This is a genomic window from Streptomyces sp. NPDC052023, from assembly GCF_044548465.1.
In the GTDB taxonomy this organism is placed as follows: Bacteria; Actinomycetota; Actinomycetes; order Streptomycetales; family Streptomycetaceae; genus Streptomyces.
In genome coordinates, this window is the sequence record NZ_JBIUBW010000004.1 from 420,657 (window position 1) to 439,498 (window position 18,842).

Consider the following 18,842-nt stretch of genomic DNA (forward strand, 5'->3'; position numbering starts at 1 on the left):
CGCAGTTCAAGCCCCGAGGGGCCCGACGACCGCCGTCGGGCCCCTCAGCTGTTCCCTTCGCCCGCGGTGATTGTGCGACAGACGCAACGGGTGGGGGACTTGATGGACTTCTCTCCACTTGACGTAGTCCGGGACGGCGCGTTGGGCCCGCACGGGACCCCTCCACAGAATCGGGCGCAACAGCCTGCCGTCGCGCGAGAAGTTCGACGCCCCGGCCCGAGCGAAGGCCATACGGCCCGCGCGAGGCTCGCCGTCGACTCCCGCCCGTACCCGGGGCACCCGGTCCACGCAAGACGAGAGGATCTCCATGGCCGGTCTGCCGTCCATCGACAACTACCCGATGCCGCTCGCCCACGCCCTGCCGGCCAGCGTTCCGCAGTGGTCCGTCGATCCCGGCCGGGCGGTGCTGCTGATCCACGACATGCAGCGCTACTTCCTCAGGCCCTTCCCCGGCCCTTTGCGCGAGGAACTGGTCGCGAACGCCGCCGCGCTGCGCGACCACTGCGCCGCGCGGGGCATCCCTGTCGCGTACACCGCGCAGCCCGGAGGGATGACGCCCGAACAGCGCGGTCTCCTGCGGGACGTGTGGGGACCGGGGATGCGGACAACCCCGGACGACCGGGAAGTGGCCGACGAGCTCGCCCCCGCCCCCGGCGACTGGCAGTTCACCAAGTGGCGCTACAGCGCGTTCTTCAAGACCGATCTGCTGGAGCGGATGCGTGCGCACCGGCGTGACCAGCTGATCGTCTGCGGCGTGTACGCGCACGTCGGCGTGCTGATGAGCGCGGTCGAGGCGTTCACCAACGACATCGAGACCTTCCTGGTCGCCGACGCCGTCGCGGACTTCACCGAGGACGACCACCGGCTGGCCCTGCACTACGCGGCCCGGCGCTGCGCCGTCGTCACCACCACCAAGGAGGTCATCGGATGAGCGGCAACGACGGGAACACGGCCACGGCGTCCGCCGCCACGGACCTGCTCGGCCGTGCGCTGGCACCGGACCCGCCGGCCTTCGCCCTGCTGCACCGGCCCGAGACCACCGGCACCGGCACCCTGGACGTGCTTGTCGGTACCGTCTCGCTGCCGCGCACCCTGGCCGACATCCCGGTGCCCGCGTCGGGAGCCGCCACCGGCACCCCGTACCAGGAGGTCCTGGCCCTGCTGCCGTACCGGCAGATCGCCGAGCGCGGCTTCGACTGCGCCGACGACGGTGCCCCCCTGCTCGCCCTCGCCGTCACCGGACAGCAGTGTGTCACCCTCGCCGAGGTGCTGCGGCGCGTCCCCGACGCCCCCATCGAGCTGCGGGACAGCCACTTCGACGTGGACGACCCGGCGTACGCGGACATCGTCCGCAAGGTGATCACCGACGAGATCGGCACCGGCAAGGGCGCCAACTTCGTCATCAAGCGCTCCTTCACCGCCGAGATCGGCGACTTCGGCGTGCACCGGGCCCTGGCGTTCTTCCGCCGCCTGCTGGAGCGTGAGCAGGGCGCCTACTGGACCTTCATCGTGCACACCGGCGACCGCACGTTCGTCGGGGCCTCCCCCGAACGGCACGTCAGCCTGGCCGCCGGCACCGCCGTCATGAACCCCATCAGCGGCACGTACCGCTATCCGGCCTCCGGCCCCACGCTGGACGGCGTCATGACGTTCCTGGCCGACCGCAAGGAGGCCGAGGAGCTGTACATGGTGGTCGACGAGGAGCTGAAGATGATGGCGCGGATCTGCGAGCGCGGGGGGCGCGTCGTGGGGCCGTACCTCAAGGAGATGGCGCGTCTCGCCCACACCGAGTACTTCATCGAGGGACACACCGACCGCGACCCGCGCGACATCCTGCGCGAGACGATGTTCGCCCCGACCGTCACCGGCAGCCCGCTGGAGAGCGCCTGCCGGGTCATCGCCGGCTACGAACCGCACGGCCGCGGCTACTACAGCGGTGTCGCCGCCCTCATCGGCCGGGACGCGCAGGGCGGGCGGACCCTGGACTCGTCCATCCTGATCCGCACCGCCGAGATCGAGGGCGACGGCCGTCTGCGCATCGGCGTCGGCGCCACCCTCGTACGCCACTCCGACCCGGACTCGGAAGTGGCCGAGACGCGCGCCAAGGCCGCGGGCCTCGTCGGCGCCCTGGAGGACGGTGGACCCGTACGGTTCGCCAACCACCCCCGGGTGCGCGCCGCGCTCGCCGAACGCAACGCCCCGATCGCCGACTTCTGGCTCGCCGACCGCGCCGGGCGCGTCCGGTCCGCTCCGGCGCTCGCCGGCCGCCGTGCCCTCGTCGTCGACGCCGAGGACACCTTCACCGCGATGATCGAGCAGCAACTGCTGTCCCTGGGCCTCGATGTGACGATGAGCCGCTTCGACGAGCCGTACTCCTTCGACGGCCACGACTTCGTCGTGATGGGTCCGGGGCCCGGCGACCCGCGCGACACCGGCGACGCCAAGATCACCCACCTGCGTACGGCGATCCGGACCCTCCTCGACGAGCGCAAGCCGTTCCTCGCCGTCTGCCTGAGCCACCAGGTGCTCTGCACCCGGCTGGGCCTCGAACTGCGCCGCCGGGACACGCCCAACCAGGGTGTGCAGCGGGAGATCGACCTGTTCGGCGTACCCGAGCGCGTGGGCTTCTACAACACGTTCGCCGCGCACAGCCCCTCCGACAAGTTCGACGCCCCCGACGGCACGGTGGTGGAGGTCAGCCGTGACCCGAGGACGGGCGAGGTGCACGCCCTGCGCGCTCCGCACTTCACCTCCATGCAGTTCCACGCGGAGTCCGTACTCACCCAGGGCGGTCCGCGGATCGTGGCCACCCGCCTGACCGAGCTCGCCAAGGGGATGCTCGTCGTCTGAGGACGACACGCCGCGCGGCCGGTGCGGACCGGCGACCTCCTCGCCCGGACAGTGGACGGCGCTGTCCGGGCGAGGACCTCCGAGGCCGGCCCGGACAGCCCGGGCCGGCGGACGGCTCCAGCCGCAGGCCCGGTCGCCGGCACCGAACGCGGGGGATCGGCACCGGGTCCGCGCGGATCCGCCGTCCCGGCACGAACAGCCCGTCCTGTCAGCTTCCTTCGCCGAGGAGCTCTGAGCACCCAGTGACCATCCAGGAACGCACGACAGCGGCCGACGGTACGGCACCTTGCGACGGGACCGGCACCGGCCATCGCGCGGTGGGCGCCGCTCAGGCCCCCGGCGCGAACGGCCCGTGGCCCGTGGACATCGGTGAGGACGCCCCCGCCGCACGGGGCGGCCACGTCCTCGCCGAAGCGGAGGGAGGGGCGCCGGACGTCGTGCTCGTCGCCACCGGAGCCGACGTGCACATCGCCCTGGCCGCACGGGACATCCTGCAGCGGGAGGGCACCGCCACCCGCGTGGTGTCGATGCCGTGCGCCGAGAAATTCCAGGCCCAGAGCGAGGAGTACCGCGACGCGGTGCTGCCGCCCGGGGTGCGGGCCCGGATCTCCGTCGAGGCGGGCGTCGAGCTCGGCTGGTACGCGATGCTCGGCGGGGCCGGGCAGTCCGTCGGCCTCGCGCAGTTCGGCGTCCGCGCCCCCTACCGGGAGCTCCACCAGCAGAGCGGTCTCACCGCCGAGCGCGTGGCCGCCGCCGCACGTACCAGGCTGCACCGGGCGACGTGATGTCACCGGCCACGGGGGTCGCCCTGCCCCGGCCGACCTGACACAGCGCCGGGAGCAGGCTCGCCCCGGTGGGGGGAGCACGCCGAGAATGAAGGTGCCGGGGAGACAGCCGGCCGTCGGTGCCCCCCTCATCCGGCTGTCTCCCCGCAGAAGGCGGCCTTCGCCCCAAGGCCGCCCTCGCGGGCCTCGCGCCGAGAGGTAACGAGGGGCCGTGCCGCCGTTTCCACGAACGGGGGCCGTGCCGCCGGTTCCAGGAACGGGGGCCGTGCCGCCGGTTCCACGAGCGGCGGCACGGCCGAGTTCCCCTGCCAACTGGCCGGGTTCCTCTGTCATCCGGCGCGGTGCGGCCGCGCCGCGACCGCGCCCTCGGGCTGCCGTACCCGGGCGGACGGCCGAGCCGCCCCCGCCCCGGCGGCCGCACCCCGGGACGGAAGCGGCGTCCGGTGCCGGGGAAACGAGCCGCCCGTCAGGGCCAGCAGCGGCCGGGACTTGACCACCGTCTCCTCGAACTCGGCCTCCGGCGAGGACAGGGCGATCACGGCGCCTCCCACGCCGTAGCGCAGGCGGCCCGGGGTGAGCACCGCCGTGCGGATCACCACGCTGAGGTCGGCCGCGCCCGACAGTGAGAAGTAGCCGATCGCCCCCGAGTACACCCCCCGCGGCCCGGCCTCCAGCTCGTCGATGATCTCCATGGTCCGGATCTTCGGTGCGCCCGTCATGGAGCCCGGCGGAAACGCCGCCCGCACACAGTCCACGGGGGAGCGGTCCTCGCGCAGCCGAGCGCGGACCGTGCTCACCAGCTGATGCACGGTCTTGTAGGTCTCGACCTGGAAGATGTCCTCGGCCTCCACGGACCCGATCTCCGCGCACCGGCCGAGGTCGTTGCGGACCAGGTCCACGATCATCAGGTTCTCCGCGCGGTCCTTCTCGTCCGTCAGCAACTCCATCACCAGTTCGGCGTCCTGCTTCCGCGTGGCCCCGCGCGGCCTGGTTCCCTTGATCGGCTTCGACTCCACCTGACGGTCCGCGCCGACCCGTATGAACCGTTCCGGGGAGGTGCTGAGCACCGACAGTTCCCCGAAGGTCAGCAGCGCGCCGAACGGCGCGGGGCTGACCCGGCGCAGCAGCCGGTAGCTCGACCACGGATCGAAGACGCCCTGTGCCTCGGCCATGTTGGTCAGGCACACCTCGTAGCTCTCGCCCGCGGCGATCTCCTCCAGAGCGGCGTCGATCATGCGGAGGTACTCCTCCTGGCCGTGCCGGAGCGTCACCTCGGCACCCGGGCCGGTCATGGGCGGGTCGGTCTGCGGGCGGCCGGACAGCCGGACCAGGGCGCGCGCCGTGTCCTGGATCCAGCGGCGCGCGGCGTCGGGGCGGCCCTCCTCCGCCAGCGCGAGCACGTAGGTGGTCCGGGTGGCGTGGTCGAACACCACGCCACGGTCGGCGAAGACCATGACGGCGTCCGGCTCCGCCGCCCGGTGCACCGCGCTCCCGCCGCACTCGGCCTTGAGCTCGTAGCCGAGGTAGCCGACCCACCCGAGGGCGAAGTCGAAGGGCAGCTCGGGCATCGTCGTCCGGATGGCGGCCAGATCGCGGTCCAGCCATGTCAGGAAGTCACCGGAGATCACCTCGCTGCCCGCCGCGGAACGCACCGTGGTGGTGTTCGTCCACACGTCGGCCTCGGCGATCCGCGCCAGCGGTCCCGACGCGTCGCCCATGAAGGAGAAGCGGCCGAGCGGGCCGCCGGAGATCTGGCCCGTGCTGCTGTCCAGCCAGAAGGCGTGCTCGCGCGCGCCGAAGAGCTCGGCGAACGCCACCTCGTCGGACCACTGGGTCTCCAAACGCTCCACCAGCAGGCGCAGTTCCCGCACCGCCGCACGCTCGCGGGGCGGGGTGACCACCGGCCGCGCCCCCGCCCGGGACCGCTCCGCATGCGCGGGGTGGTCCTCGTGCCACCCGCGGGCCAGTTCGACGAAGTTGTGCAGCAGCGTCTTGCCGTGGCGGGTGAGGATCGACTCGGGGTGGAACTGCACGCCCCACATCGGCCGGCTGCGATGCCGCAGAGCCATCAGGACACCGTCCGGCGTCCACGCGGTGCCTTCCAGGCTCGGGGGCAGGTCGGTCACGGCCAGCGAGTGGTAGCGCACCACCTCGAACGGCGAGGGGATGCCGGCGAAGAGTTCGTCGCCGTGGTGCAGCACCGGCGACAGGCGGCCGTGGCGGGGCTCGGGCGCCCGGACGACGCCGGCGCCGTGCGCCAGGGCCACCCCCTGGTGCCCCAGGCAGATGCCGAGCAGCGGCAGCTCGCAGCGCTCCACCAGTTCACGGCAGATCCCGAAGTCGGCGGCGCGTTCCGGAGTGCCCGGACCGGGCGACAGCACGACGGCGTCGACCTCCGCCAGGCGCCCGATGTGCCACTCCGGGTCGTCGTTGGGCACGACGACCGGCTCCTGGCCCGTGATGCGGGCGAGGTAGTGGACGAGGTTGTGGGTGAACGAGTCGTAGTTGTCGACGAGCAGGATGCGCATGGGGTGTCCGTCTTCCACGTGAGGTCGGCAGGGGCGTGGTGCGTAGGTCCGTGCGGACGGAGCGCGCCGGGCTCAGCCGGACGTACGGGCCGGCGGCGCGGACTCGGGGCGCGGACCGGCGGCACCGGCTTCCGTGCCCACCCGGGTCGCGGATACCTTGATCAGCACGTGCTCGACCAGGTCGCGGCCCTCCCGGATGCGCATGCTGCGCAGCACCTGCAGCTCGCGCCCCGACGCCTCGGCGAGGTCGTACAGGAGCGCCAGGTCGCCGCGGTCGCTGAAGTGCAGCAGGGCCGAGCCGCCCGCGGTCGTCCACAGCGGCGCCTCGCGCAGGTACCGCTCGTGGGCGGCGTAGCCCGGGTCGACGTAGGCGCGCTCGTGCATCGACTCGTAGCGGTAGTCGGCCGGGGCCAGGACGAAGTTGGAGTGCCAGTACACCGTGTCGAAGCGCTGATCCGGGTCGATCGCGTCGAACAGGTCGCTGTGCAGGGCGGACACGCGGTCGGCGACGCCGTGCCGGCGCGCGTTGAGCGCCGCGTTGTCCACCGCGTGCGGGTTGATGTCCGTGGCCAGTACCCGGTCGCAGCCCGCCAGGGCCGCGCTCACCGCGATGATGCCGGTGCCGCAGCCGATCTCCAGGAACGAGCCGTGCCGCGGGACCTGGGTGCCCGCCATGAGACCGAGCAGTTCCATGGCGGCGTCCGTCGACGCCGAGTACGGCGGAGCGAACACGTCAGGCAGCAGCCGCCACTCACGGCCCCGCATGGTGAAACGGTCCGGCCGCCCGCTGTCCGTGCGGGCCCTGCGGCTGCGCTCCAGTGAACGTTCGTGGCTTCGGATCTGCAAGGTCAGCCCCCTTCCTGTGGCGGAGAGACAACTCTCCGCGTCGGCGGCTCGAGCCTCCGGCAGAGCGGCACCCGGCAGGAAGGTGGTCCCGAAACACCGCGAGGGCGCCGAAGTGGTGCTCCCAACACCAGGGCACTTCAACGCTCCTGTTCAGCGTTGACGTGTAAAAGTTGCGGGAACTATTTTCTGCCGCGCCTGCCGGCTTGAGATACGGGGGAAACACATGTCTGGCTTTCACGCGCCCGAAGACGACGACGGTGTGCTCGCGGTCCTCGCGCTGCTCGCGGAGGAAGCGCCGCCGGGCCGCTTCGAGGCGTTGTTGCAGCGTGCGCGTCGTGACCCCGCGGATCCCGCGGAGCTCGCCCGTGTCGAACGGGCGGTGCAGCTCGCCCGCGAAGTCCACGCGTCCCTGGACCGCCGGCAACAGCGCGAGGCCGGGTTCGCCGCGCTCGTCGACACCGCGCGTGACCTCACGTTCCCCTACGACCTTGACACCCTCCTGAGCGTGATCACACGACGGGTCAGGCTGCTGCTCCACTTCGACATGACGTACGTCGCCCTGGGGGACGGGGAGAACGACATGGTGATCCACACCTCGGAGGGTTCCACCACGGCGCTCAACACCGGACTCCGGGTCAAGGGCGGCAGCGGTCTGGGCCATCAGGCGCTGGTCTCCGGGGCCCCGCTGTGGACGGCCGACTATCTCAACGACGAGTCCATCGCGCACGCCGACAGCATCGACGCCGTGGTCGAGGCCGAGGGGCTGCACGCGCTGATGGCCGTTCCGCTGCGCTGCGGCGACACCGCCGTGGGCGTGCTGTACGGCGCCGACCGCAAGGTGCGCCACTACACGCCCGACGAGATCGGCCTCATCTGTTCCCTCGCCGACCTCGCGGCCGTGGCCATCGAGAAGACCGGACTGCTGCAGCAGGCCCGCACGCACGTGGCGGAGCTCGAACTCGACGGGTTCCGGACCCGCTCCAGTCTCGCCCGCCTGGAGCAGCTCGGTGAGGCCTACAGCCGGATCATGAGCCTGCTCGTCGCGGGCGCGGACCTGACCAGTGTCGCCAAGGCCGCCGGTGACGCCCTGGACGGCACCCTGCAGATGCGTGACCCGGCGGGCCGGGTGCTGGCCGCGGGCGGGGAGATACCCGACCTGGACGAGGAAGCGGTGGCCCGTGCCGTCCTGGCGGCGCACGCGCAGCGCGGTCCGGTCGAGGCCGACGCCCGGACCTGGGTCACCCCCGTCATCGCGGGTACGGAGGACCTCGGCGTCCTGGTGCTGCGGCCGATGGCCCAGCTGGTGGGGCAGGACAGCTGGCTGCTGCAGATCACCGCGCAGGCCTTCGCGGTGCACCTGCTGATGCAGCGCAGCGCGGCTGTCGCCGAGGGGCCGGTGCGCGACGAACTCCTCGACGAACTGCTGGCCGCGTCGGCCTCCACGCACCCTCCGCACCAGACGGTCCAGCGGGCCCGCAGGCTCGACATCGACCTCGACCAGCAGCATGTCGTCGTCGTCGCCCGGCCCGAGGGCGGAGAGCAGGGCCGGGCCGTGGTGTGGGCCTCCTCCTACGCGTACCGGATGTCCGGTCTCAAGACCGTGCAGAGCGGCTGCATCGTGCTGCTGCTGCCCGGAACGGACGCCTCCGCCGCGGCCCGTGCCGTCGCCGACGAGCTCTCCCCGCTGCTCGGGCACCCGGTGTCCGTGGGTGCGGCGGGGCCCGACTGGGGCGCCGCCTCGATCACCCGGATGTACCGGGAGGCCATGCGCTGCCTGGACGCGCTGACCGCGCTCAACGGCGCGGGTTGCGCGGCCTCCGCCCAGGACCTGGGCTTCCTGGGCCTGCTGCTGTCGGACGACTACGACGTGGACGGTTTCGTCAACTCGGCCATCGGACCCGTCCTGGAGTACGACGCGGACCGCCTCACCGAGCTCACCCGCACGCTGGAGGCCTACTTCGCCTCCGGCAGCAGTCCCACCAACGCCGCCGAGGCACTGCACGTGCACCCCAACACCGTCTCGCGCCGCCTGGAGCGCATCACCGAACTCCTCGGCGCCGACTGGCAGAAGCCGGGCCAGGCCCTGGAGGTGCAGCTGGCCTTGCGGCTGTTGCGGGCTCAGGGGGTGCTGCGCGACCGGCGCGGGCACGGTGGGTCCCGGCACACGGACGAAGGGCAGTGACCCGCCGGGGCCGGCGGCCGGCGGGCGGTGACCTGAGGGGGCAGGGCGCCGGGGGGCGTCCGGTGAGTGGCACGGGCGACCTGAATGCATCCCTCGGCGGCTCGTTCCCGGCGCCTGACGGCCGCGAGATCGGTGTACCTGACAAATGCTTTCGGAGAGTTCCGGGACCTCCGGCGAACGGCGCGGAGGCTGGGGTTCAGCAAGCGGACGAGCTCGCCAGGAGAGCAGCTCACGACACGGGAGCGTGAACCAAGTGAACTCCAACTTAGCCAACGCCCGACCGGCCTCCGTCACCCCCGAGGACGCGGCGCCAGGCCGTCACACCGGCGCCATCCCCACCGTCACGCCTGGCGACGCGCGCTACCCGGACATGATCAGGGGCCACGGCAACAACCGGCACGTGGCCGCCCCGGAGGCCATCCGGCTTCCGTCCACCACCGCCCAGGTCGTCGAGATCGTCGAGGAGGCGGTCCGCGACAACAAGCGCATCGCGCTCCGCAGCGGCGGCCACTGCTTCGAGAACCTCGTCTTCAACGACGAGACCGAGATCATCGTGGACCTGCGGCTGATGGACCACGTCGGCTTCGACGAGGAGCGCGACGCCTTCGTCGTGGAACCCGGCGCCACCCTCCTCAAGATCTACGAGACGCTGCACATCGGCTGGGGGGTCACGCTTCCCGGCGGCGGCTGCTACGCCACGGGTGCCGGCGGCCACTTCTCCGGCGGCGGGTACGGCATCCTCTCGCGCCGCGACGGCATCCTCAGCGACCACCTCTACGCCGTCGAGGTCGTCACCGTGGACGCACGGGGCGAGGTGCGCGCCGTCGTCGCCACCCGCGATCCGGAAGACCCGCACCACGACCTGGCCTGGGCCGTCGCAGGCGGCGGCGGCGGGAACTTCGGTGTCGTCACCCGCTTCTGGATGCGCAGCCGCGGAGCGGAAGGCAGCCCGGGCGATCTGCTGCCGAAGGCGCCGTCCACCGTCTTCTCCGTCTTCGCGGCGTGGTCGTGGGACCAGATCACCGAGGAGGCGTTCGCGAACTTCATGGCCGTGTACGCCGACTGGTCCAAGGCGCACGGCGGCCTCGACTCGCCCTACCTCGACCTCGGCCACTGGATCTTCCTGCAGCACGCCGACTCGGGCACGTTCAACGTGGTCGCGCAGATCGACTCGACCCTGCCGGACGCCCGTGAACTGGTCGATGACTTCATCGCGTTCGTGACCGACGCGCTGGGCGTCGCGCCACGGGCGAACGACATCACGGAGCGGCCGTTCTTGAAGGCCACCGCGCAGACCATGACCGCCGGTGAGACGATCACCAGCCCGAGCCTGCGCACGTCCCACAAGTCGGCGTACATGAAGGACGCCTTCCCGGAGCGTCAGGTCGCGACCATCTACCGGTACCTGACGAAGACCGACAACCCGAACCCGTACAGCTTCCTGGTCATCAACTCCGTACGGGGGCGGATCACGGCCCTGGACGACGCCGCCACCGCGGCCACCCACCGCGACGCCCTGTGGCTCGTGTACTTCGAGTCGTACTGGCACAAGGCCGAGGACGACGAGCGGAACGTCGCCTGGCTGCGGTCCCTGTACCAGGACCTGTACGCCGACACGGGGGGCGTCCCGGTGCCGAACGACGTCACCGACGGCTGCTACGTCAACTATCCGGACAACGACCTCAGCGACCCCACGTTCAACAGGTCCGGTACGTCCTGCCATGAGCTCTACCACAAGGACAACTACCCACGGCTCCAGCAGGTGAAGGCCAAGTGGGACCCGCGGAACTTCTTCCGCCACCCGCAGTCGATCGAGCCGCCGGGCAACTGATCCAAGGGACACCGGGGGAGGGGGGCACCGCCGCCCGGGTGCCCCCGCCCCGTCACCGTCCCGGACCGGCGCCACCCCTTCTCGTCAGGCGGCGTACTCCAGCCCGAGGCTGTCGGTGGCCAGCACGGCCGCCGCGTGGGCCGCCGAGGCGAGCGTGATGTGGCGGTGCCAGCCCCGGAAGGACCGCCCCACGAAGTCGCGCAGCCCGACCTCCTCACCGGTCTCGGCGAAGTCCCGGGCGACGCGGCGGGTCAGTTTCGTCAGCCGAAGCAACGGTGCGACCGGCGCGCTCATCAGATCGGTCAACCACACTTCGGACAGCGGACGTTGCGGGTCACGCCATTCGCCGAGGAGCAGCATCGGACGCTGCCGTCCCGCCTGCGGGTCCAGCAGCGACACCCGGACCACCGAGGCGAGGGAGGTGCGCGAGGCGTGCCGCTGGACCGGGTCGATCCAGTGCACCGGGCGGCGCAGCCCCTTCGTCGACTCCAGGATGTGCTGGGCGGGCAACGGCCCCGCACCGAACCCGGGCAGGGCCTGGTCGGCCACCGTGAGGCGGCACGACGCGGCGATCCGGCCGACGACGGGCAGCCGCGCCCGGGCCAGCCGCGCCAGCGTGGGACGGACGGCGCCGCCCCGCAGGTCGAGCAGGACCGGCCGGCGTGTGACGTTCCAGTTCCGCGCGGTGTCGAGGGCCACGGCCACGGCGCACTCCTCGGGGCTCTCGCATCCCGCGCCCCGCGGCACCTCCGCCCGCTCGCGCCGCTCATGGTCGTTGACCCACTGATCGGGCAGCAGCAGACGCCAGTTGACCGGGACGCTCAGCTCCTCCGAGGCGAACCACAGGCCGGACGCCTGCTGGCCACGGAACATCTGGCCCAGCTGAGGGGCGAACAGCCGGTCCACGCCCACCGAGTGCTCCCCGGCCTTCGGGATGTGCAGCGACCCCACCACCCACGCCCGAGGCGCCCCACCCCGCTCCAGGTACGCCGCGAGCCCGGCCCGTATCGGACGCCAGTCCCACGTCGAGCTGGAGATGAAGTGGTGCAGGCTCTGCTCGGCGGCCGCCGAGCCGACGTGTGCGGCGATGTTGCGGATGGACTTACGGCCCTTGGCGAACAGCAGGCCGCGCAGATACTGCTCGGCCTTCAGCCGCTGATCCTTCCTGCGGAACGTGGAGAACAGCGTCGCGCTGATCTCGGTGACGACGTCGTCCCAGATCGCGCTGTCCACACGCTCCTGGACCAGTCCGCGCCGCAAGCCCGGTTCGGCACATGTCTCCCGCCTGAGATCAGACGTATTCACAAAGCTCTCCCCCATCCGATCGGACCGCCCTTCGGCTGACATCCACCGTCGGGGCCCGGCCGGGGCACGAACGAGGTGCGCCCGTCACCTAGTTGAGCGACGCTCCAGTGCCCGGGCCACCAGAGGGCGCCCGGCGCCGCTCCGCCTGCGACCGAGGCCGGCCGCGGCGCCGGTCGCGGGTGTGGCCGGACCACCTTTACGGGGGAACGAGGAGCGAGGAGGCTTCAGGGGATCGGTTAGGTGACAGACTCTGACCAGGCCTCCTTCCGCTCATCGGCAGGTGGTCGGACCATCGCTTGACCACAGACGCGGAGCGCGGGCCGCGGGCCGCCGCCGGAGCCTTCCGGTGGTCCCCGCGCCCACCCTGGCCGCCGCGGCGGCGGAGCAGCCCCCAGGGCTCGAGAGGTGAGAAGTCTCGACGTGACCACACCATCCACAAGGGCTCACGGGCGCCGTATCGAGTCGTACGCGGCCCTGGGCGACGCCCTGGACGAAGGCCGTGAGGCCTCCGTGACCCACGGCGCGTCCACCGACTGGGCGGACCGGCTCGCCGTGCTCCTCGCCGAGGAGCGGCCCGAGGGCCTGCTGCACTACCTCAAGCCGGCGCGTGGGCGGTTCCTGGACCAGACCGGCGCCGAACAGCTCGCCGTCGTCAGGGAGTCCGCCCCCGACCTGGTCAGCCTCTGTGCGGGCAACGCAGACCTGCTGCTGCCCGGGAGCGACCCCGATACCCTCGCGGAACGCACGGAGGAGGCGGTCGGCGAACTGTGCGCCCACGCGGGCACGGTGCTGCTGTTCACCGGGTTCGACGCACGCGCGATCCCCGGGCTGCGACATCTGCGCGGCAAGGCCGCCATGTACACCGCGCACGTACGGGCCATCGCCGACCGGCACGGCTGCCCGGTGGTCGACCTGTGGTCGCTGCGCGCGCTGCACGACCGCCGGGCCTGGGACGGGGGCGGGCTGTGTCTGTCACAGGCGGGACACCGCCAGGTCGCCGCGCAGGCGGCCCGGGTGCTCGGTCTGCGGTACACCGCCTCCGAGGGCCGGCTGGTGCGGGGCCCCGGGGCCTCCCCGAGCCGGCTGCGCCGGCAGGGCACCGGGTGGCTGCGCGAGTACTACGCACCGTGGCTCGCCCGCCCGGTGGAGAACGGCGCCGAGGGCGGGCACGAGGCGTGAGCGGTACGTACGGCTCCGTCCGGCGAGGCCGCCGCCATGCTCGTTCCCGTACGGGACGCACCATCCGGAACTCGGCCTGACCCTCGCCCGGCCCGCCGGAGCCCGCAGCCGTCCGCTGGATCACCGGTCCACCGGTCACCGGGTCCCGCCGCATGCCGCGAAGCCGTCGCGTCATGACGCCGGCCGGCCGTCGCGTCGTACCGGCGGCTGATCGTGCGATCCCGACCGCTGCCCGTGAGATCCCGGGGCGGGTGCCGTCGAGTCCCGGGCATGCGTCGGCGGCCGGGCGACCGTCTGGTCGCCCGGCCTTGATCACCGCGCCGGCATGCCGCGGGGCGTCACGCGTCGGCCGTCGCCCCCAGCTCCGCCGCGAAGCCGTCGCGCCACGACGGGTGGCGCGGCTCCCAGGCCAGGACGCGTTTGGCGCGCGCGTTGTCGGCCCCGCGCAGACCGGTCAGATAGAGCACACCCCAGCCGCCGACGGCCAGTCTGGCCAGGAAGGCCGGAGCCGACTTGGGCTTCGGTGCGCCCAGGATCCGGGCGAGCTCCGGGAGCCACACATGCACCGGCGCCGGGTCGTCGTCGACGACGTTGAGCACCGTGGCGTCGGTGGCGACGGTCAGCGCGGCGACGATCGCGGAGGCCGCGTCGGCGGTGTGGGTGAAGGAGAACACCGAGTGCCCGCCACTGACCACCGGCACCTTCCCGGCCCGCACCTGCGCCACGAACGGTCCGTCGTCGGCGAAGCCGGTGCCCGGACCGTAGAGGTGCCCGAAGCGCAGCACCAGACCGCCGGCCGCCGACGTGATGCGTTCCAGGTCCCGGACCGCCTCCAGCACCGGCCGGTACGCCTTGGGCGGGTTGCTCAGGAAGGGCGCGTCCTCGTCGGCGGGGCCCCGGCCCGGTTCGTTGACGAACGCGATGCTCTGGACGATGACGCGCTTGACGCCGGCCTCGGCGGCGGCGTCCACGAGGTTGCGGGTTCCCTCGGTGCGCAGCCGGTTGGTCGGCGCGAACTCCTCGTCCACCCGCTTGGGGTTGGGGTTCGCCGGGATCGCGGTGAGCAGGTGCACCACCGCGTCCGGTGCCGCCTGCCGCGTCGTGGCCATGACCCAGTCGCGGTCCAGGGCGTCGCCGTAGACCATGCGCACCCCGGAGCCCTCGAGGTCGGCGGCCCGGCCCCTGGACCGGGCCAGGCCCACCACCTCGTGGCCCGCGGCGAGCAGCTGGCTCGCGAGCTGCCGTCCGATCGCTCCGGTGACGCCGGCTATCAGAATCCTCATGCCAATTCCTCTTGTCGCTGGGCGGGGCCGCTGCTGAGCTCGTAGCTGCTGAGCGGACGGCTACTGGGCGGAGCGGTTGCGGGACAGGTGCGCGGTCACCTTGGCCGCCTGATCGTCGGGGACGGTCAGGCCGAGCACGTCACGCAGGGCCGGTACGACCTCCTCGGCCGGAAGGAGCCTGCGCTCGCTGGTGAAGTCCGGGTAGCGCGTCTCCAGGACCCGGTCGCGCAGCACGTGACGGACCTCGGGGCCGACCCGCATGGCGACGATGTGGCCGCGGAACACCGAGCGCGGGCTGGTCATCGAGAAGTGCGCGGCGACCTCGAGGTCGATCGGGTACTGGGCCTCGGTGGTGAAGGAGTACACGTCGAACCAGCCGTCCTCGTGCATCGAGCGGAGCACCCACTCCGCTCCGTCGTCGTCGAGGCGCCAGTGCCAGCCGCCCACCGTCAGGGCGGCGCCGTCCTCGAACCGGATCGGCTCCAGGGGGCCCTCGTCGCCGAAGCCCACGTCGGCGAGCCACCGCTCGCCCCCGGCCTCGGCCACGAGCGTCGTGTGCGACCGGAACCGGATGTCGGTGGTGTTGCCGCGCCGCACACGGGCCAGATGCCGTGTCACCCGGAAGCCGAGCCGGGTCAGCACTGCGGCGAACAGCAGGTTGTGCTCGTAGCACGAGCCGCCCTCGCCACCGTCCACCAGCTTGTCCTGCAGGGACTTGAGGTCGAGCGGCAGCTGGTCGCGTTCGATTCCGTCGGCGACGAATCCGATCGCCGCCAGATGACCGCGGTGCACCGCCCGCAGGGTGTCCGCGGTCGCGGTGCGCGGCCCGTCGTGGCCGATACGCCGCAGATATGCGTCCAGGTCCAGCTGGTCGCAGCCCCAGATGACGTCCTGGCCGGAGTTGTCCACGCTTGTGATAGTCAACGGCTTGCCCTCTCAAGAAGAAGGGCCCGGGGACGACAGGGGAGGCCCGGGCCTGGTGCGAGGTGACCCGCTGTCCCGGACGTCGCGGAACCGGGCCGGTGGGCCGCGTGCGCGGCCGGCCCCGAGCGACTCGTACTTCGCACGGTGCAGGAGTGTGGCAGCGCGTCCCGGCCGGCGCTTCCCGCCCGCACGAGTCTGTCAACTCGACGTCGTGGTAGAGGAGTCGGCGCACACTGTGCGGAACCCGGTCCGCACCCCGTGAACGACCGTGACATGACGGACTCCGGCCGTGCCGGTGGTCCTGGGTGACGTGATCCGGTGGGGTGTCCGGTCGTGGGGCCGGCCCGGCGGGCGCGGCCCTCGCGCAGGCACACCGCCCCGCAGACGTGCCGACACGGACAGCAGCCGAGGACCGGAACGAGGAGAGCCCATGGCAACGGTTGACGTGGCAGTGCTTGCCGCCAAAGCGGAAAGGCTGCGCGCGCTGCACGGCGACCGGCCGTTCGTCCTGCCCAACGCATGGGACGCGGCCAGTGCCCAGGTACTGGTCAAGGCGGGCTTCCCCGCGCTCGCCACGGGCAGCAAGGCCGTGGCCGAGAGCCTCGGCTTCACCGACCACCAAGGGGCACCGGCCGAGCAGATGCTGGCCGCGGCCGCACGGATCACGCGCGCCGTCGACGTCCCCGTGACCGTGGACGTGGAGGCGGGATACGGCCTCTCGGGCAAGGACGTGGTGGCCCGCCTGCTCGCGGCCGGAGCGGCGGGCTGCAACATCGAGGACACCGCCCACCCGGGGACCGACCTGGTCGACATCGCTGCCCAGGCCGCCCTCCTGGCCGAGATACGGCAGGCCGCGGACGAGGCGGGGGTTCCGCTCTACGTCAATGCCCGGGTGGACGTGTGGGAGCCGGGCGCCTTCCCTCCGGACACTCCCCCGGGGGAGATGGTGGAGGAGGCGGTGCGGCGAGGCCGCGCCTATCTGGAGGCCGGCGCCGACTCGGTGTTCCCCGTCTTCGCCGCCGAGGAGGGGACGATCGCCGCCCTCGTGGAGGGGATCCCCGGGCCGGTCAACATCATGTACCTGCCGCAGACCCCGTCCCTGCCCCGTCTGGGCGAACTGGGCGTGGCCCGCGTGACGTTCGGTCCCGGTCTGCACATGGCGACGCTGATGGTCCTCGAAGGCCTGGCGCAAAAGATCCGCCAGGGCGACGATCCGTACGCCGAATTCCTCAAGCGGCGCCCGGCCTGATCCGGCCAGTTCCCCGCCGGCCACGCAGGCCGGCGGTCCTGTACGCGGCGGCCCCCCCCTTGCGCCGCGTCCGTGCCCCCCGGCTACCCCCTGGCCGGGGGGCACGTCATGTGCCGTGGCCGGGCCGCTGACGCCGCGCTCCACTCTCGCCGTGTCGCCGTGTCGCCGTGTCGTCATGTCGCTGTATCGCCTTGTGGCCCTGCGCCCCTGCGCCCCTGCGCCCCTGCGGCCCTGCGGCCCTGCGGCCTCGTGACCCTGTGGATCGAGCCAGCTCCTCCGTCCCGGCGAGCACCGGCGCGGGCCGCTCCGACATGACGAAGTGGCCGGACGAACGTTGCTGCGAATGTCTGAAATCCACAGCATGGAACCGTCCTCACCGACCGTCCCCGAGCCACCGCCCCTCGCGTGTGTCTCTCCCGGGGACGACCCGAGCCACCGGCCGCCCCGCCGCACCGGACATGCGGCACCGCATCGCCCTGGGGCCGCACGGGTGACGCACGCCCCGCCTGCGTCCGCCGCACTGCACAGCCGGAAGTGCCCATCCCGGACAGAGACCGAGGAGACGAAGCGATGTCGAAGATAGTCGTCGCCGGTGGCGGCATCGGCGGCCTGGCCGCGGCCATGAGCCTGGCCGGGCACGGCCACGAGGTCACCGTGCTCGAACGCAGGGACACCTTCGCCGAGTACGGCGCCGGGATCCAGCTGGCCCCGAACGCCTTCCGCGCCCTCGACCGGCTCGGTGTCGGCGAAGCGGTCCGCGACCGTGCCGTGTTCATCGACGCGCTGCGCTTCATGGACGGCACGACCGGGCGGACGGTCGCCCGGATGCCGCTCACCGGTGCCTACCGGGAGCGGTTCGCCAACCCGTACGCCGTGGTGCACCGCGCCGACCTCTACCAGCCGCTCCTCGACGCCTGCCGGGCCTCGGACCGCATCGAGCTCCTGCCGGGCAAGGACGTGCGGGCGTACGAGTGGACGGGTGGCCGTGCCACCGCCGTCACCCGTGCCGGAGAGCGGTTCTCCGGTGTCGCCCTGATCGGCGCCGACGGCATCCGCTCCGCGATCCGCGCGCAGCTGATCGGGGACGGGCCGCCGCGGGTGTCCGGCCACACCATCTACCGTTCCGTGATCCCGATGGAGCAGGTCCCGCAGGAGCTGCGCTGGAACACGGTGACCCTCTGGGCAGGTCCCGACTGGCACTTCGTGCACTACGCGATCGGCGGCGGCAGGTTCCTCAACCTGGCCGCCACACGCGACGACGGCGCCCCCGAGGCCCTGGCCGCCGAGCCGGTCCGCAAGGAGCGGGTGCTCGGCCAGTTCCCGGACGTGTGCGACACCGCCCGCGCCCTGCTGGAACTGGGGGAGCAGTGGCGCGCCTGGGTGCTGTGCGACCGTGACCCGGTCGCGGACTGGTGCACCGGCCGGGTCACCCTGCTCGGCGACGCCGCGCACCCGATGCTGCAGTACGCCGCCCAGGGTGCCTGCATGGCCCTGGAGGACGCCGTCGTCCTCGGCGACACGACGGCAGGCATGACCTCCGACGACGTTCCCCTCCGGCTGGCCGAGTACAACGCGGCGCGGCGCGACCGCACGGCCGCGGCACAGATCGTCGCCAGGGAGATCGGGAGCCGGCTCTACCACCCGGCGGGCGAGGAGGCCGCGGCACGCAACCTGATGCTCTCCTCCCTCTCCGAGGACGAGCTGTACGACAAGGTCGCCTGGCTGCACGGCGGCGGGTCCGGCCTGCCGCCCGCGGGCCTGCGCCGTCCGGCCGCCCGGTTCGAGCCGGGCGAGGTCCTCGTTCCCGTGTACACCTCCGCACCGCCGGCACCAGGAGCGGCGGACGGCGGAGGCTTTTCCGTTTGAGCACCGCCCACTTG

At 72.5% G+C, this 18,842-nt stretch carries 13 protein-coding genes; 8 read left to right on the plus strand and 5 right to left on the minus strand.

The annotated features are described in order from the left end of the window. The first annotated feature begins 307 nt into the window (after positions 1 to 307). The 3 genes from ACIHCM_RS12290 (at position 308) to ACIHCM_RS12300 (ending at position 3,635) form a co-directional block, all read left to right on the plus strand. On the plus strand, positions 308 to 931 hold the full coding sequence (locus ACIHCM_RS12290) for an isochorismatase family protein (RefSeq protein ID WP_399893200.1): 624 nt from the start codon (positions 308 to 310) through the stop codon (positions 929 to 931). Beyond that, on the plus strand, positions 928 to 2,850 hold the full coding sequence (locus tag ACIHCM_RS12295; protein WP_399893203.1) for an anthranilate synthase family protein: 1,923 nt from the start codon (positions 928 to 930) through the stop codon (positions 2,848 to 2,850). The genes ACIHCM_RS12290 and ACIHCM_RS12295 overlap by 4 nt, the downstream gene beginning before the upstream one ends. 242 nt (positions 2,851 to 3,092) lie before the next feature. Next, positions 3,093 to 3,635: a transketolase-like TK C-terminal-containing protein gene (locus ACIHCM_RS12300; RefSeq protein WP_399893206.1), complete on the plus strand. Its 543-nt coding sequence runs from the start codon at positions 3,093 to 3,095 to the stop codon at positions 3,633 to 3,635. Between the two features lie 329 nt (positions 3,636 to 3,964). On the opposite strand, the gene pabB is transcribed toward ACIHCM_RS12300, so the two are convergent. Together pabB and ACIHCM_RS12310 are read right to left on the minus strand one after the other, a co-directional pair. Continuing rightward, entirely contained in the window at positions 3,965 to 6,163 is a 2,199-nt protein-coding gene (pabB, locus tag ACIHCM_RS12305; RefSeq protein ID WP_399893208.1) for an aminodeoxychorismate synthase component I, read from the minus strand. A gap of 72 nt (positions 6,164 to 6,235) precedes the next feature. Further along, a complete protein-coding gene (locus ACIHCM_RS12310) occupies positions 6,236 to 7,009 on the minus strand; it encodes a methyltransferase domain-containing protein (protein WP_399893211.1) in 774 nt (257 codons plus the stop codon). 223 nt (positions 7,010 to 7,232) lie between these two features. Between ACIHCM_RS12310 and ACIHCM_RS12315 the strand changes: the two genes are divergently transcribed. Together ACIHCM_RS12315 and ACIHCM_RS12320 are read left to right on the plus strand one after the other, a co-directional pair. Next, the gene (locus tag ACIHCM_RS12315; protein WP_399893214.1) at positions 7,233 to 9,191 is read left to right on the plus strand and encodes a helix-turn-helix domain-containing protein; all 1,959 of its coding nucleotides are present in this window, start codon (positions 7,233 to 7,235) and stop codon (positions 9,189 to 9,191) included. A gap of 253 nt (positions 9,192 to 9,444) precedes the next feature. Then, positions 9,445 to 11,022 carry an FAD-binding oxidoreductase gene (locus ACIHCM_RS12320; protein WP_399893217.1) on the plus strand — a complete coding sequence of 526 codons (1,578 nt, stop codon included), beginning with the start codon at positions 9,445 to 9,447 and terminating at the stop codon, positions 11,020 to 11,022. Positions 11,023 to 11,106: 84 nt separating this feature from the next. Here ACIHCM_RS12320 and ACIHCM_RS12325 read toward each other — a convergent pair whose 3' ends face one another. After that, positions 11,107 to 12,255 (minus strand): IS701 family transposase, encoded by a 1,149-nt coding sequence (locus tag ACIHCM_RS12325; RefSeq protein ID WP_399893220.1) that lies wholly within the window; start codon positions 12,253 to 12,255, stop codon positions 11,107 to 11,109. A gap of 492 nt (positions 12,256 to 12,747) precedes the next feature. Between ACIHCM_RS12325 and ACIHCM_RS12330 the strand changes: the two genes are divergently transcribed. Then, the gene (locus ACIHCM_RS12330; RefSeq protein WP_399893222.1) at positions 12,748 to 13,506 is read left to right on the plus strand and encodes an SGNH/GDSL hydrolase family protein; all 759 of its coding nucleotides are present in this window, start codon (positions 12,748 to 12,750) and stop codon (positions 13,504 to 13,506) included. 338 nt (positions 13,507 to 13,844) lie between these two features. Here the strand turns inward: ACIHCM_RS12330 and ACIHCM_RS12335 are convergent, their stop codons facing one another. Then, positions 13,845 to 14,789, minus strand: a complete 945-nt coding sequence (locus ACIHCM_RS12335; protein ID WP_399893225.1) for an NAD-dependent epimerase/dehydratase family protein — start codon at positions 14,787 to 14,789, stop codon at positions 13,845 to 13,847. Between the two features lie 60 nt (positions 14,790 to 14,849). After that, positions 14,850 to 15,698 (minus strand): arylamine N-acetyltransferase, encoded by an 849-nt coding sequence (locus tag ACIHCM_RS12340; RefSeq protein WP_399893228.1) that lies wholly within the window; start codon positions 15,696 to 15,698, stop codon positions 14,850 to 14,852. A 445-nt stretch (positions 15,699 to 16,143) separates the two neighbouring features. Here ACIHCM_RS12340 and ACIHCM_RS12345 point away from each other — a divergent pair, with 445 nt between their 5' ends. Together ACIHCM_RS12345 and ACIHCM_RS12350 are read left to right on the plus strand one after the other, a co-directional pair. Continuing rightward, positions 16,144 to 16,962: an isocitrate lyase/phosphoenolpyruvate mutase family protein gene (locus tag ACIHCM_RS12345; RefSeq protein WP_399893231.1), complete on the plus strand. Its 819-nt coding sequence runs from the start codon at positions 16,144 to 16,146 to the stop codon at positions 16,960 to 16,962. A 570-nt stretch (positions 16,963 to 17,532) separates the two neighbouring features. Continuing rightward, a complete protein-coding gene (locus ACIHCM_RS12350; protein WP_399893234.1) occupies positions 17,533 to 18,828 on the plus strand; it encodes a 3-hydroxybenzoate 6-monooxygenase in 1,296 nt (431 codons plus the stop codon). The last annotated feature ends 14 nt before the right edge of the window (positions 18,829 to 18,842 follow it).